The organism is Streptomyces sp. NPDC006516, assembly GCF_040611875.1.
Classification (GTDB): Bacteria; Actinomycetota; Actinomycetes; order Streptomycetales; family Streptomycetaceae; genus Streptomyces.
Map to the genome: position 1 here is coordinate 708220 of NZ_JBEXPD010000001.1, position 14803 is coordinate 723022.

Genomic DNA, 14803 nt, shown 5'->3' on the forward strand with positions numbered 1-14803 from the left:
GGCAGCCGGCCGGGCACATACCGGAAGCCGAGCGGGAAGAAGAAGCAGTGGACGTGGAGTGGTCGGGTAACTGGGTCGCGGAGCGGCTCGGGGTCGAGCTCACCGGTGACGGGGAGATCCGGGAGCTGCTGGGCCTCGCCCTGCGCCGCAACCCGAAGCGGGCTCATCTGCTCGTGTCGAACGTCCTGGGCAAGCACGTGCCCCAGAGGCCCTCCGTCGTCCACGCGGCGGGCCGCGAGCTCGGCGAGCGGGTGCGGCACCTGCTGGGCGAGGCGGACGCCGCCCGCGCCGTCGTCCTCGGATACGCGGAAACGGCCACGGGGCTCGGCCACGCCGTCGCGGACGGGCTCGGAGTGGCCCCGTACCTCCACTCGACCCGCCGGCCCGTCGAGGGCGTGGCCCAGGCGGGCGGTTTCGAGGAGTCGCACTCGCACGCCACCTCCCATCTGCTGCTGCCCGAGGACCCGGACCTGCTGAGGACCACCGAGGAGGGCGGGCCGCTGGTTCTGGTCGACGACGAGTTCTCCACCGGCAACACCGTGCTCAACACCGTCCGGGCCCTCCACGCGCGCTATCCCAGGGACCGGTACGTCATCGTGGCCCTCGTGGACATGCGGTCCGCGGACGACCGGCGGCGGCTCGCCGCGTTCGCCGAGGAGATCGGCGCCCGGGTCGACCTGGTGGCCCGCGCCCGGGGCGCCGTGCTCCTGCCGGACGGGGTCCTGGAGAAGGGCCGGAGCCTGGTGGCCGCGCACGAGGCGGCTGCCACCGAGACCGAGCCCCCGGCACCGAGGTGCGCCCCCGCCCGTGTCGCCCTCGACTGGCCGGCCGGCGTGCCCGACGGCGGACGCCACGGCTTCACGCCCGTCCACCGCGCGGCCCTCGAAGCCGCACTGCCCGGCATGGCGGCCCGTGTCGCCGACGCCCTGGGCGACGCCCGCAGGGTGCTCGTCCTCGGCTTCGAGGAGCTGATGTACGCACCGCTGCGGCTCGGCACCGCGCTGGAGGACGCCACCACCGCCGAGGTGCGTTACTCCACCACCACCCGCTCTCCCGTGCTCGCCGTCGACGACCCCGGCTACGCGATACGCAGCCGCCTCGTCTTCCCCGCCCACGACGACCCCGCCGACGGCCCGGGCGACCGGTACGCCTACAACGTCGCCGGCGGCGGCTTCGACGCGGTGGTCGCCGTGGTCGACTCCGCGGCGGACACCCCAGCGCTGCACGCCCCCGACGGCCTGCTGGCCCGGCTCGCCGGGCACACCGACCGGGTCCTGCTCGCGGTCGTCCCCTCGTACGTGCCCTCGGCCGCCGTGGGCACGGCCCGGACGCCGAGCCCCGGCGCGGCCACCCGCACGGCCCCGTCGCCGGCCACCCGCACGGCCCCGTCGCCGACCTCCGACAGGCAGGAAGCCGCCATGCTGCCCGAACCCCTCCGGGGCCCCGCCTTCTCCTCCTACGCCGCGGACGACGTCGGCTGGCTGCTCCAGGACCTCTCGGACACACCCCTGGAGGCGCCCACCGAGGAGCGCGAGGAAGCCATCCAGAGCGGCGGCGCGCACTACGCCGAGTCGCTGCCCGTCGAGTACCAGCCCACTCCGCAGTACCAGGAGCTCTTCCGGGCGGCCCTGGAGACCTCCGCCGCCCGGATCGCCCGCGCCGTCGGCACGGTCACCGAGACGATCATCGCGGAGCGGGGACCCCGGCCCGTCCTGGTCTCCCTGGCCCGGGCCGGCACCCCCGTGGGCGTCCTGATGCGCCGCTGGGCGCAGCACCGGAACGGACTCGACCTGCCGCACTACGCCGTCTCCATCGTCCGCGGCCGGGGCATCGACGCCAACGCCCTGCGCTGGCTGGCCGCCCACCACGACCCGGCGGACGTCGTCTTCGTCGACGGCTGGACCGGCAAGGGCGCCATCACCCGCGAACTCGCCGCCGCACTGGAGGAGTTCGAAGGGTTCAGCCCGGAGATCGCCGTGCTGGCCGACCCGGGCGGCTGCGTACGGACCTACGGGACGCGCGAGGACTTCCTCATCCCGTCCGCCTGCCTCAACTCCACGGTGTCCGGGCTGATCTCCCGTACGGTCCTGCGCTCCGACCTGGTCGGCCCGCAGGACTTCCACGGGGCCAAGTTCTACCGCGAACTGGCCGGCTCGGACGTCTCGGGTCTGTTCATCGACTCCGTCGCCGCGCACTTCGACGAGGTGGCCGACGCCGTGGACGCCGAGGCCAAGGAACTCCTCGCGGCGGACCGCGCCCCCACCTGGGAGGGCTGGGCCGCCGTCGAGCGGATCAGCGAGGAGTACGGCATCCACGACGTCAACCTGGTCAAGCCCGGCGTCGGCGAGACGACCCGTGTGCTGCTGCGCCGCGTCCCCTGGAAGATCCTGGCGAAGCGGGGAGCGGGAGCGGACCTCGACCACGTACGGCTGCTCGCCGAGCAGCGCGGTGTACCGGTCGAGGAGGTCGAGGAACTCCCTTACACCTGCGTCGGGTTGATCCACCCCAAGTACACCCGCGGCGCCACGGGCGCCGACGGCACGGCGGTGACGGCGAAGTGAGCGACGCAGCGAGCCCCACAGCCGCGGACGCCCCCCTGACGCTGGTCGCCAGCGACCTGGACCGCACCCTGATCTACTCGGCCGCGTCCATGCAGCTGACCATGCCGGACGAGCAGGCCCCACGGCTGCTCTGCGTCGAGGTCTACGGCCGGGCACCCCTCTGCTACATGACGGAGACGGCCGCCGCCCTGCTCGACGAGCTGGCCCGCACGACGGTGTTCGTACCGACCACCACCCGGACGCGGGAGCAGTACGGCCGCATCCACCTGCCGGGCCCGGCCTCGCGGTACGCCATCTGCGCCAACGGCGGGCACATCCTCGTCGACGGTGTCTCCGACCCGGACTGGCAGGCGCGGGTGGTCCGCCGGATCGCCGACGAATGCGTCTCCCTCGACCAGGTCCGTTCCCACGTCCTGGCCACAGGAGACCCCGCCTGGCTGCTGAAGGAACGGGTCGCCGAGGACCTCTTCACCTATCTCGTCGTCGACCGTGCCGCCCTGCCCGAGGGCTGGGTGAAGGAACTGGCGGCCTGGGCCGACCCCAGGGGCTGGACGGTGTCACTCCAGGGCCGGAAGATCTACGCCGTGCCCAAGCCGCTCACCAAGAGCGCGGCGATGGCCGAGGTGGCCCGCCGCACGGGCGCCACCAGAACGCTCGCCGCCGGGGACTCGCTCCTGGACGCCGACCTGCTGGTGGCCGCCGACCGCGCCTGGCGCCCGGGGCACGGAGAACTCGCCGACAGCGGCTGGGGGGCGCCCAACACCGAGGTGCTGAGGGAGCGGGGCGTCGCCGCCGGCGAGGAGATCCTGCGCCGCTTCCTGCGCGCCGCCGACGCGCGTCCGGCGGGTCACTGAGCGTCGGCGGGCGAACTCCGAGAGGCTGGGCGGGCCGCCGCGACCCGAGGAGACGCAGTGACCAAGGGCAACACCACCAAGATCACCGAAGAGCTGTACGCGTACGTACTCGCCCACAACCCGCCGCTGGACCCCGTGCAGCGCGAGCTCGTCGAGACGACGTACGCGCGGCTCCCCGACCGCGCGGGCATGCAGTCCGCGGAGGAACAGGGGCCGCTGCTGGCCTTCCTCGCCCGGCTGACGGGGGCCCGGCACATCGTGGAGGTCGGCACCTTCACCGGCTTCTCCGCACTCTCCATGGCCCAGGCGCTGCCCTCGGACGGGGTGCTGATCGCCTGCGACATCTCGGAGGAGTGGACGGCGTACGGCCGCGAGGCCTGGGAGAAGGCGGGGGTCGCCGACCGGATCGACCTGCGGATCGCACCCGCGCTGGACACCCTGCGCGCGATGCCGGCCGAACCGCACATCGACATGGCCTACCTGGACGCGGACAAGGAGAACTACATCCCGTACTGGGAAGAACTGGTTCCGCGCATGCGCCCCGGCGGGCTCGTCGTCACCGACAACGTCCTCTTCCACGGGAGCGTCGTCGACCCGTCGGCCACCGGGGCGTCGGCGGCCGTCAAGGCGTTCAACGAACACGTGGCCGCCGACCCCCGGATGGAGAGCGTCCTGCTGACCGTGGCGGACGGACTGACGCTCTCCCGCCGGACGACCTGACCCGTCGCGCGGAGGTGGGTGCGGGTGCGGCCCGGGTGCTTGTGTCGGGCCGGGTGCTTGCGCCGTTCCGCTGCGTCCTGGGCCTGAGCTGATGCCTGAGCCCATGCCTGGGCGGTCAGCCGCAGCAGCCGCCTCCGCAACACCCGCCGCCTCCGCCGCCTGACGACGGTGCGGGAGCGCCGGAGGCGGCCGAGCCGCCCACAGCCACGGCGGAAAGCAGCTTCACGGTGTCCTCGTGCCCGGCGGGGCAGGATGCGGGCGCGGAGGACTCGGCCATGGGGCGGCTGACTTCGAACGTCTCGCCGCAGGAGCGGCAGCGGTACTCGTAACGAGGCATGTCCCCAGATTAGAGCCTCTTCTCGGCCGGATAGGGCGTCTTGCCTCTCGCCACCTCGGGCATGGGGGTGTGCGGGCGGCGCTCCTCCCTCGCCACCTGCTCGGGGTGGCGGGCACGCCAGTACGGATTGTCGTGCGGCAGCCCGCCGCTGACCCTCCCGTACATGCCGAACATCATCAGCAGCAGCCCGACCACGAAGCTGAACAGCACGTTCTGCATGTGGAAGGCCAGGAAGTTCATGTCGCTGTCCAGCAGAGCCAGATTCACGAACCCGCTGACGATGAAGGCGATCCCCAGGACCATGTTCAGGGTGGAGGCGAAATTCCCGCCGACGACCATGCCGACGAAGAGCAGCAACCCGACACAGATGGACAGGATGCTCAGGGCGCCGTTGGTGTTGAGGCCCGCGACGGTGTCGCCGCCGGTGTCGAAGAAGCCGATACGGTCGACGAGCCCGAGGATGCCGAAGGCGAGGAGCAGCAGGCCCATCAGGCCGGCCCCCACGCGGTAGACCTTGCTGAGCCGGTGGTCGACGGGCAGGTGCTCGTCGAGCCGGGGAACCTTGGCCTCGCCCGTCTTGCGGCGGCGGCCGGTGGGATGCAGGACATGTAGGGCCATGACGGCCTCCTTCGGCCGCGTACGGCCAGGACGGGCCGCTGGTGCGGCCCGGGGGCGGGACGCTGATACGGCCCCGGGGTCGGGTCTGCTCGTGCGGCCCGGGGTCGGGTCTGCTTGTGCGGCCCGGGGTCGGGACTGCTCGTGCGGCCCGGGGTCGGGACTGCTTGTGCGGCCCGGGGCGCCTCGGCGCGAAGCCGCTGCGTACTTCCAGGATCGGCCCGGGGGAGGCCGGGGACAAATCAGCCCGCACGGGGCGTGGCCATGTACCAGGCGAGGGGGCGGCCGTACGCGGCGGTCAGGCGCCGGAGCCGAGTTCCTCCCGGATGGCGGAGACGACTCGCGTCACCGTCTGCCGCACAGCCTCGGTCTCGGTCAGGAAGTGCCAGTAGTCGGGATGGCGCCCTTCCAGCCCGGCGATCGCCCGGTCCAGCCGCGCCACCGACTCGTCCAGCGGGCGGGCGTGGCGCGGATCGGGCGTGTTCCGCCCGGCCATGGCGAGGCGCTGGGCATCGCGGATCGCGAAACGGGTGCGGTCGATCTCCGCCTGTGGATTCCTGGCGACCGCGTCCAGCTGCCGCAGCCGGTCACCGGCGGCGGACACCGCCTCGTCCGTGGCGTTGAGCAGTGCCCGGACCGTACTCAGCCGGGATGTCGCGTCGGCCCAGCGCTGCTCGGTCCGCGCCTCGGCGGCCTCCGCCAGCTTCGCCTCGGCCTGCCGGATGTTGACGGCCGCCTGTTCGGGCACCGGCTGGAGATCCTGCCAGCAGGCGGCCGAGAAACGCCTCCGCAGCTCACTCAGGACCGGCTCGACCTGCCCCGCGCGTGTCGTCAGCGCCTGGGCCCGGGTGCGCAGCGAGACCAGCCTGCGGTCGATCTCGGAAGCCCGCTCGGGCAGCCGGTCCGCTTCCGTCCGCACGGCCTCGGCGTCCCGTAGCACCCGGTCGGCGCGCTGCAGCGTCTCGGCGACGCCGTGCCGTCCGGCGCCCTGGTTGAGCTTGGTCAGCTCCGGGGCGAGCGCCGCCAGCCGGGCCGCGAGGTCGTCCGCCCGCAGCCCTGAGGCGCGTACGGCGTCCAGGGCATTGCTCGCCGCCAGCAACGCCTGACGGGCCCGCTCCACGGCGGGCGCGAGCCGCGCGAGCTGGGTCTCCGCGCTGTTGAGCAGCGTCCCGAGCCCCTGGGCGAACCGGTCCAGCTCGCCCTTCACCCGTACGAGATCGTCCTTGGCCCGCGTCAGCTGGGTTCGCGCTCCGGCCGCGGCCGACGGCTCCAGATCATCCCGGTCGAGGTCGTGCGCGTCGACAGCGGTGATGTAGGCGTGGCTGACCTCGTCGATACGCCGTCCCAGCGCCGCGAAGTCCTCCGCCGCCTTGCGGGCACGGGGAGAACTGTCCACAGCCGTGATCGTCTCGATCGAGATCTGCAGATCGCGCTGCGCCGTGTCCAGCTCGTAGAACGCCTCGGCGGCGGCATCCTTCGCGGCCTGCGCGTCGGCTCGCTGACCCTCCCCACGGCCCCCGAACCAACGGCGCGTACCACCGCCGGCGAAGGCGACCGGAAGCACGGCGGCCACCAGCGGCACCGGCAGCAGCATCAGCACCAGGGCGTCCCTGACGGCACAACGGACACTCGCTTTCGCCTGCGGCCGCGTGTGTGTCGCCGTCACATCCCTCTCCCGTGCCGATCCGCCCTGCCCGGTTCATTCTCCCACCAGTTAGGACGAACACACGGGCCCGTTAGTTCGCACTTCGGACGGTGACTTCCCCGTTGTCGCTGCGCGCCTTCACCACGTGCCCGCTCCCGGCGCTGCGGGGCACGTCGACACGCACGTCACCGTTGTCGGCCTCGGCCGACACCGCGTACGTACTCTTGCCGGCCGGCAGCGTGACGGAGATGCGCCCGTTGTCACTGACCGTGTCCACGAGATCCGGCACGGTGGTGAATCCGAGCGAGATCGACCCGTTGTCCGCACGCGCGATCACGGAGGTCCCCGAGACGCGCTGCGCCTCGATCGTCCCGTTGTCGCTCTCGAGCTCCAGCGGCCCGGAGACGTCGCGGACCTCGACCCCGCCGTTGTCGGCGGAGATCTTGAGCGGAGCGGCGAAGCCGGCGGCGGTCACCTTCCCGTTGTCCCCCCGCACGGTCAGCGGAAGCCCTCGGGGCACCTTCACCTCGTGGTGAGCCTCGCAGTTGCTGATCATGGCCCGGCACTGCACGTGGAGCGTCAGCTTGTCCCCTTCGAGCTTCCACACGGGGTCGGGCCCACTGCCCAGCACGACCCATCCGTCGACCTGACGGGTGACCTCGATGTGGTCGACATCGGCGGGCACGAGATCGAGGGACGAGTTGTCGGCGTCGATGGTGAGCGCCTTCCCGTCGAAGGCGAACGACTTGCGCTCGACGGGCGCACCCTCCGCGTTCGCACCGCCACAGCCACTGAGCGCCGCGACGAGAAGAACGGTCCCGCCGACGGCGAGGAGCCCGTCGGTGCGTCGAGTACGGATGGTCATGATGTCGAGTCCCCCTGAGAGCGCCGCTGATGTGGCTCCACCGTATGTACGGCCCCGCCCCCGGAACGATCCGGACGGCTACCGTCTCCGGGGTGGGGATATCCCCCGTACCCCCACTCCGGCACACGCTCCGGTCCGGGGACGCGGTGGGCGGGCAACCGGATTGCGGCGGGGGGCCGTGGGCCATGTAACCTGTTGCCTCATCCACGGGTGCGTAGCTCAGGGGTAGAGCGCTGCTCTTACAAAGCAGATGTCGGCGGTTCGAAACCGTCCGCGCCCACCAGTCAGAACGCCCCCGCAGCGAGCCGCTGCGGGGGCGTTGACGGTAGTTGGTGACGGCAGTCTCTTGAGCCAAGAGTGGCGCGCGCCGGGTTGCATGAGTGGAAACTTTCCCTACTGGTCCAAGGCACCCGCCGCGCGCCGCGCGCAGCCCGTCGCCCGGACCGGCGCTCAGGCTCCGGGATGGAGGGGCCCTGTACGAGGGTGCCGGCCGGTGGGTCGACGCGGTGGAGAACTCCCAGCCCGTCTGCCGTCGACCCTGGCAGGCACGGCACCAGGCGTCCAGGTTGTCCGCTGACGGCGTTCCCAGGGGTGCTCTTGCGGTCGTGTCACCGATCGCCGCTCGCCGATCCGGAGTTTCTGCGTGCGGTGGCGTGGGCGGGAGGCCGCTGGTGGCTGCATCTGCCGACAGGCCTGTCCGGGGTCGAACGCAAAGCAGTGGTGTGGGAGCTACTCGCGCAGACTTCTCGACGCCCGGGCACCTGGGGTTACCAGCCCTCTGATGTGCGGCTATGTCTGTATCCGGCCCTTCGGCGACGCTGAGTGATTACTGGTCTGATTTGTGTCCCGTTTCCAGTGGACGGTTGCATACTTCTGAACTACTTTAGAAGTCATGACCACCATGCCAGCTGAAGCGAACTTCTCGGAGCTCGTCAAGAGCCCCGTAGCCACGGTCGCGCGGCTGCAGGACAACCCCCGCAAGGGTCTGCTGCTGCACCGTCGCGGGGACGAGGAAGACCTGTACCTGACGACAGCCGTACGCGCAGAGCAGGTCACGGAGGTCGTCGACTCGACCACGCGGCTCTTTGTCGCGCTCATGAAGAGCAGCCCCGAGGCGGTGACGATGCTGACCGCAGTGTTCCCTGAGGCGTTCCCGTGGGTCCGCTTCCTGCCGCAGAAGGCGGTTCAGGAGTTCCTCGTCGAGTTCATGGAGACCGCACGCGCTGCCTCCGATCTCGGTACCGTTGGGCCGATCGTGCCGCTGATCGCGGCATGGAAGTCGACCGCCGAGGTGTATGCGGACCAGGAGCTCTACAGCAAGCTGACCAGTCCGGAGGCGGGCGACTTCGGGGAAGTCGAGCCTCCGGAGGTACCTGCAGATTGAGCAATAAGAGGGGGGACCTCGCCGTCCCGCCGCCCAAGCCGGGCGAGTACAAGATCCGCTTTGGGGCCAGGGACGTGGGAGTGGGGTGGCAAGCCCTCTGTGCCGAAGCCCCCACCAATACCGCCGATGCCTGGTTCACGCTGCGGACCGGGCCGGCACCTGCGGTACAGACCGCCCGCCACCATCAGTTGAAGTACGACCTTGCGACAGCGTTCTTCAATGGCAAGGACCGCGATCAGTGGCAGATCGAGGTCACGAGCGGAGGTCGTGTCTGGTACGTGGTCGAGGAGGAGCGCAAGACTGTGTGGCTCCTGCATGCCGCGGCCAAGCACCCCAAGCGGACTGAGTAACCGGCGAGCGAGCCCGCCACCCTCCCGGGTGGCGAGCTTCGTCGTGTGCGAGGAAGGTTCAAGGGTTCTCTTCTGGAGCGGCTGCCAACTCGTGTGACACCTCGTCAGTCACCCGGCACCCCGTTGTCGCTGTTCAGCGAGCCGGCAGTGTCCAGAGTCCTGTGATTTCCAAGCTCAGGGCTTCGTCCCGCTTTGCGAAGCAACAGAGGCTGTTTCGCAGTGATGCGGCGCGTTCTCCAGTGCGGAAAGGGCTCGCTGAGAGGGCTGTTGGAGCGCCAGCCGGCAAAGGCCCCATCCCGTGAGCGGACGCCTGTGAGATCGCCGTGGAACAGCACCGCTGCCTCTGGTCTGCGGGCAGGGGGATCGGTCAAGTAGGCGTTGACGTGTTCCCAGGTCTGCAAGTCTGCGGTGAGGCTCTCGTACCAAGCCAGGCCCCGAGTGTTGCAGCTCTTGCACAGCAGCCCTCGCACGCACTGTCCGCAAGATGTCGGGCCGGAACAGCAGCGATGGTCGTGATCAATGTGCCACCATGACGGCCCTTCCATTGAGGGGTCACCTCCCAGGCTGCCGCAGAGGGGGCAGGTGTCATCCTGAACTCTGAGGATTGCATTGACACGGGCCCGCGTCAGATTGTGTCGCCGTGCCTGCCGTTCGGCATTGCGGCACTGCGGACATACGCTTCCCTTGGGTCCCGCATCGACCCGCCAGAGCTGGTCGAAGCACACCTTGCACGGCTCCAACGTATCGACCCATTCATCGAACTCGTCACGCGTCAGGGCGACGATCTCGCCGTCTGTCAGCCACTCCACGAACAGCAAGTTAGTCCGCTGCACTGACAGTCACATCGGGACGAAGAGATCCGAGACTCAAGGATCGCGAGCCACAGGCGTGCTGCCGGCGGCGCCGCTCCGGCACTGCTGATGTCAAGCCAGCGTCGGCATGAAGCCGCCGCGGACCGTGCCCGATGACAACAGGGCAGACCAGTCAAATACGTCGGGCAGTTGGTCCACGGACAGGACGATTGCTCCGCCGGCCTGCTCGGCGTCCACGCACCAGTCGGCCGTGTCGCTGGATGCCCCACCGTCGTCGGCCCCGCCGACCACCGGCGCAGCGAAAGAGGGGACCACGAGCCCTTGGTCCCCAGGTCCGTCTACGACACACATGGTGTGTCGGGGAGCGATGCTCCAGCCCTCACACCGGGGGACCACCCCGTCGGGTGCTGCCAGGAGCGGCAGGGCATCGTGTACCTGCGCCTCGGCCAGCAGAAGCACGGGCGTGACACCACGGACGAACAGAGTGTTCTCAGGATCCAGCAGCATGGGAACACTCTCGCAGGCAGGGGAGTGTGCGTTGCAGGCAGGTACCTGGAGTGGCAGCGAGCGAGCGTGAGGCACGGCCATCGAAGCAACGCCTGACATCTTCGGCCACTGCGTGTGCCAAGGCGGCCAGCGTCTCCGCTGACACGGTGACATCTACCTCGACGAAGACTGGATGGGAGACGAGTCGCACGAGCGGAACTCCTTCCTGGTCGAACTCCCCTGGTGCAGTGGACTGGCCTGGCCCTGGATGACTCAGGTGAGGGCATGGTCCTGACCCGGGGCGGAGCACGCAACGCTCCTCCAACGCGCACGCAGGGCACGGAGGGCAGGTCACCACCGGGCGCGCAGCACGCCGTCGCTGTCGGGGAGAGCGGCGTGCAAGAGCGGGGAGCGTTCGTCGGTGAAGAGGGGGAGTGCGCAGGCTGCTCGCGCGCCTGAGGCCAGGGTGGCGAGTTGCCGGTGGTCGGTCTCGTCGACGATGGCATGGCGGATCGTTCCGTCCGGTGCTTCCCAGACGAACTCCACGGGTTCGTCCTGAGGCAGCGCGGCGAAGACCGCGTCGACATCAGGGGTGAGGTCGGGCCATACAGTCAGAAGCGCGCGTGGGCCGAGAGCGACGCGGACGGTGTCGAGGTTGCCTTCGGTGAGGCGGTGCCAGCGGGCGGCGTTGCGGACGTACGTCTCTTCCAGAAGCAGCGACTGCGATGAGGCCAGTGCCGCACGTACTCGTTTCCAGAAGTCCTCGTCCGCGGCCTGCGTCACCTCTGGTTCCTCGCGGTCTGCGGCGTAGGGCGAGGCCGTGATCGGTTCTGCGAACAAGCCGGCTTCGTGGGTCCGGGCGATGGCTGCTTCGCAGGGCTGGTCGCTGCCGACGTACACGTACTGGTCCCACCCGACATGCACGGTGAACGTGTCCCCGCGCTCCAGCCTGCACCAGGCGCCGTTGTCCCGGAGCATCGCGCGGACCAGTTCCAGCGCGATCGGCACGGAGACCTCGGCCCCGTCGTGGTAGCCGGCGAGGTCGGGCGGGAACAGACCGGCGAGGCCGTGGCCCTCGACGGGCACCTCCAGGCCGAAGTTGACCAGGCCGGTGACCTCGGGCTCGCGGATCTCCAGCCGGTCGACACCCGAGTCCCGGGCGAAGGCGGCGATCGCCTCCAGGTAAGCCGCCTCGACCGGCCCGTGATCGCTCACCGTGTCTTCGGTGCCGCTGTAGCGGCCGTGCTCGTCGCGGTCGGCGGGGTCGTACTTGGTTATCCGGTAGGCGAAGGGCGGCGGCACGCTGCTCCCAGGGTGGCGGGAAGGAGGTGCCAGCGTAGTGCGTGACGACCGAGACCGTGCAGGCTCACGCCCGGCTGCGGGCGTAGGCGCCGTCCTCATGGCGTGCTGCTTGCGGATGCTCGCCGCTCACCAGTAGGCGCCTCAGAAGGACCGGAAGATCCCTTCGGGGTCGTCGTGGGCCCATGCCGCGTACTCCTCGAAACCCAAGTTGCCGATACTCAGGTTCGCATAAACCTCGTGGACCGCTGAGGGGATGACGCGGAACTCCCTGCCGAACTCCGTCAGCTGCCCGTAGTCCTCAGCGTCCACGCAGTCCTCCAGCGTCAGCGTGGTGACGGCCAGCAGCGCGTGGCTCTCGAGCCGCATAGTTGTCCGGTCGGCGAGGAAGACGACGGACAGGTCCTCGTCGGCCCGGACCGTAGCCAGTAGCTCGTCAACGGTCGCCCCGGCCCAGACCGGATCGCTGACGCAATGGACGTGCGACTCGTGCTCGGTCAGTGCCGTCGCCACTTCATGCCACGCCTGGGCGTCGTCGTAGTCGGTCCTGACCACCAGGACATCGAATTCACCACGGTCGGCGATGGTGGGCAGAGGCCGCATGGATCTCCTTTTGCGATCACGCTCGGTGTGTCGGGCCCGACTGTCTCACGGGCCAGTTGGCACGCCCTGTAGGTCCGGTCCCTGTGAAGGCTGTGCGTCCTCCGGTGGGCGGCGGTGGCTTCCTGTCACCGGCTCACCGGTACGGCGCATGATTCGTGGTCAGTCGTCCGAGGCCGTGGCGGGCAGACCGTGCACGCTGACGGCGTAGCCGCAGCCGTCGTAGTAAGGCTCGCCGCTCCAGGTGGCGTAGCGCTCCCGCAAGGTCAGTCCGGCCTCGGCGCACCACTGGTCGAACTCGGGCAGGGTCACCGTCGGTTCCGGCAGCGGAAGGTGTGCCGCGTCCAGGCCCATGCCCGTGACCAGCAGGCCACCCGGGCGCAGGGCGGTGGCCAGTTGGCGTACGACCGCTGGTTCCGTGCCGGAGGCCAGCAGCGGGATGACGTTTCCCGCCGCGAGCACCAGGTCGAAGCTCGGATCCAGGCCGAGGGCGTCCAGATGCACCAGGTCACCGAGCAGCCACTCCTGGGCGGGGGCATCGCGTCGGGCGACGGCGAGCATCGAGGGGTCGACGTCCACGCCGGTGCAGTGGTGGCCCAGCTCGGTCAGCCGGATCGCGATCCGGCCGGTTCCGCAGCCCGCGTCGAGGACTCTGGAGGACAGCGTCAGCAGTGCGGTGCAGAAGGCGGCCTCGCCGTGGACGTCGTGGCCGGATTCGGCGAGCCGGGCGAAGCGCCGGGCGTAGTCCTCGCCGGCCTGTCCGCCGGTCAGTTCTGCCCAGCGGTCGCGTTGCCCGGTCATGTTCGTCGTGCCTTCCGGTCGGCCTCGTCCAGGAGAGACGGGGCGGTGTCGTAGCCGTACTCCTGCGCCCGGCGCTTCCGCGCCGCCCCCCCGGTGCACAGCGCAACCGCGACGGGGAGACGGAGCGGGTGGGCGTGAAGTCCGACGTGTGGCCATTGAACACCAAATCGAGGGACCGGCTGGTCCGGGGAGGGGGTGGGGGCGCGGGCCCGCCGCGCGGCCCTCGGAACAGGGGCGGCCGTCTCGACCGGCCCTCTGGCTCGCCCCCGTACCCGGCTCGCCCCCGTACCGCTCAAGTTCGAGGCCCTGCACCCCGAACCGGTCAGTATCCGATGGCCTCCCGGAGCAGCAGCACCGTGCCGCGTCCGGGGTGGGGTTCCGCGTTGAGGATGAGTACGCGGTTGACGGCGCTGGGCCGGCCGTACGCCGCCTGGGCGCGGATGTTCTCCAGAGGGAGGGCGTGCTCCTCGATGCGGCGCAGTGCCGTGCTCAGGTCGGGTACCACTTTCTGCGCGCCGACGACCCAGACCGCGTGGGCCGCGCCACCCGCGTTGGCCGGGAGCTGGCTGCCGCTGCCCGAGGCGAGGACGAGCGAGCCGGTCTCGGTGACCGCGGCGACGCTGTTGACGACGTAGTCGGGGTTCGCGGTCAGCCGCCGGATCTCGTCGGCGCCCGTGGCACGGTCGATGGCCAGGACGCGCGGCCTGACGGCGTCGTACCGCTCACCCGTGTTGATGTCCGCTTCGATGCCCGACAGCCGGAGGGTCTCGCCGGCCCCGGTGAAGACGCGGGCGCCCGCGGGGAGCAGGTCCTCGACGCGGGCGCGGGCGGCTGCGGCGTCGTCGAGGACCTCGACCGTGAAGCCGTTGGCGCGCAGGGCGGCGGCCGTCCGCTCCAGCCGTTCGGCCGGGGCCGGGGCGGTGAACGGCGTGGCCTGGCCCGTGAAGGGTGCGGCCGGGCCTGCGAAGGGTGCGGCCGGAGCCCGGGTCGCGATCTCCGCGCTGTGGTCCGGGGAGGGCGCCGAGCCCGTCAGCGGGGTGGTGTCGAGGTATCTGACCTCGTACACCCGCTCGGCGAACTTCCAGCCCTCCTCCGTGCGCCGGTAACGGTCGTGGTACACCGCGTAGTTCAGACCCTGCCGCCCGTCCAGGGTGCGCGCGAGTTCCTGGATGTAGGCGCGGCCGGTCGCGGTGTCGCCGTCGAGCAGGATCGTGCCGGGGTGCGTGGTCTGTACGAAGAAGTCCCACTGTGCCTGGAGCCGTTCGCCTCCGGCACGTATCTCCTCGCGGCCGGTCAGCTCGACCGGGATGTTGGGCATGCGCAGGACACCGTCCGGCGTGAACAGTGATGCCAGGCGGGGCCGGTCGCGCATCATCGCCGAGTCGGTGAACTCGCCGCGCAGCGCCTCGATCTCGACGCGGTCCGCGACGGCCTGGAAGTCGGTCATCGGAGTTCCCTCTCCTTCGTCTCGTCG

At 70.6% G+C, this 14803-nt stretch carries 15 protein-coding genes and 1 tRNA gene; 6 read left to right on the forward strand and 10 right to left on the reverse strand.

What is annotated here, in order from left to right:
• Positions 1-47: 47 nt before the first annotated feature.
• The 3 genes from ABZY45_RS03075 (at position 48) to ABZY45_RS03085 (ending at position 4135) form a co-directional block, all read left to right on the forward strand.
• On the forward strand, positions 48-2561 hold the full coding sequence (locus tag ABZY45_RS03075) for a phosphoribosyltransferase domain-containing protein (protein WP_356735481.1): 2514 nt from the start codon (positions 48-50) through the stop codon (positions 2559-2561).
• A gap of 89 nt (positions 2562-2650) precedes the next feature.
• Positions 2651-3415: an HAD family hydrolase gene (locus tag ABZY45_RS03080; RefSeq protein WP_356736566.1), complete on the forward strand. Its 765-nt coding sequence runs from the start codon at positions 2651-2653 to the stop codon at positions 3413-3415.
• Positions 3416-3472: 57 nt separating this feature from the next.
• A complete protein-coding gene (locus ABZY45_RS03085; protein WP_356735483.1) occupies positions 3473-4135 on the forward strand; it encodes an O-methyltransferase in 663 nt (220 codons plus the stop codon).
• A gap of 115 nt (positions 4136-4250) precedes the next feature.
• On the opposite strand, the gene ABZY45_RS03090 is transcribed toward ABZY45_RS03085, so the two are convergent.
• The 4 genes from ABZY45_RS03090 to ABZY45_RS03105 all read right to left on the reverse strand — a co-directional run bounded on the left by ABZY45_RS03090 (position 4251) and on the right by ABZY45_RS03105 (position 7597).
• Positions 4251-4472, reverse strand: coding sequence for a zinc ribbon domain-containing protein (locus ABZY45_RS03090; protein ID WP_356735485.1), 222 nt, complete (start codon positions 4470-4472; stop codon positions 4251-4253).
• 9 nt (positions 4473-4481) lie between these two features.
• Entirely contained in the window at positions 4482-5090 is a 609-nt protein-coding gene (locus tag ABZY45_RS03095; protein WP_356735487.1) for a DUF4383 domain-containing protein, read from the reverse strand.
• Positions 5091-5385: 295 nt separating this feature from the next.
• A complete protein-coding gene (locus tag ABZY45_RS03100) occupies positions 5386-6753 on the reverse strand; it encodes a hypothetical protein (RefSeq protein ID WP_356735489.1) in 1368 nt (455 codons plus the stop codon).
• A gap of 70 nt (positions 6754-6823) precedes the next feature.
• A complete protein-coding gene (locus ABZY45_RS03105) occupies positions 6824-7597 on the reverse strand; it encodes a DUF4097 family beta strand repeat-containing protein (protein WP_356735491.1) in 774 nt (257 codons plus the stop codon).
• 208 nt (positions 7598-7805) lie between these two features.
• On the opposite strand from ABZY45_RS03105, the gene ABZY45_RS03110 reads away from it, so the two are divergent.
• From ABZY45_RS03110 to ABZY45_RS03120, 3 genes are all read left to right on the forward strand, one after another.
• A tRNA-Val gene (locus tag ABZY45_RS03110) sits at positions 7806-7880 on the forward strand.
• Between the two features lie 609 nt (positions 7881-8489).
• The gene (locus ABZY45_RS03115) at positions 8490-8981 is read left to right on the forward strand and encodes a hypothetical protein (protein ID WP_356735493.1); all 492 of its coding nucleotides are present in this window, start codon (positions 8490-8492) and stop codon (positions 8979-8981) included.
• Positions 8978-9331, forward strand: a complete 354-nt coding sequence (locus tag ABZY45_RS03120) for a hypothetical protein (protein WP_356735495.1) — start codon at positions 8978-8980, stop codon at positions 9329-9331. Before ABZY45_RS03115 ends, ABZY45_RS03120 begins: the two co-directional genes overlap by 4 nt.
• A 104-nt stretch (positions 9332-9435) precedes the next feature.
• Here ABZY45_RS03120 and ABZY45_RS03125 read toward each other — a convergent pair whose 3' ends face one another.
• From ABZY45_RS03125 to ABZY45_RS03150, 6 genes are all read right to left on the reverse strand, one after another.
• Positions 9436-10164, reverse strand: coding sequence for an endonuclease domain-containing protein (locus tag ABZY45_RS03125; protein WP_356735497.1), 729 nt, complete (start codon positions 10162-10164; stop codon positions 9436-9438).
• A gap of 90 nt (positions 10165-10254) precedes the next feature.
• Positions 10255-10650 carry a hypothetical protein gene (locus ABZY45_RS03130; RefSeq protein WP_356735499.1) on the reverse strand — a complete coding sequence of 132 codons (396 nt, stop codon included), beginning with the start codon at positions 10648-10650 and terminating at the stop codon, positions 10255-10257.
• A 330-nt stretch (positions 10651-10980) separates the two neighbouring features.
• Positions 10981-11931 carry an RNA-binding protein gene (locus ABZY45_RS03135; protein WP_356735501.1) on the reverse strand — a complete coding sequence of 317 codons (951 nt, stop codon included), beginning with the start codon at positions 11929-11931 and terminating at the stop codon, positions 10981-10983.
• A 141-nt stretch (positions 11932-12072) separates the two neighbouring features.
• Positions 12073-12531 carry a hypothetical protein gene (locus tag ABZY45_RS03140; protein ID WP_356735503.1) on the reverse strand — a complete coding sequence of 153 codons (459 nt, stop codon included), beginning with the start codon at positions 12529-12531 and terminating at the stop codon, positions 12073-12075.
• A 159-nt stretch (positions 12532-12690) separates the two neighbouring features.
• Positions 12691-13329 carry a class I SAM-dependent methyltransferase gene (locus ABZY45_RS03145; protein WP_356735505.1) on the reverse strand — a complete coding sequence of 213 codons (639 nt, stop codon included), beginning with the start codon at positions 13327-13329 and terminating at the stop codon, positions 12691-12693.
• Positions 13330-13651: 322 nt separating this feature from the next.
• On the reverse strand, positions 13652-14776 hold the full coding sequence (locus ABZY45_RS03150) for a nuclear transport factor 2 family protein (protein WP_356735507.1): 1125 nt from the start codon (positions 14774-14776) through the stop codon (positions 13652-13654).
• Positions 14777-14803: the final 27 nt, after the last annotated feature.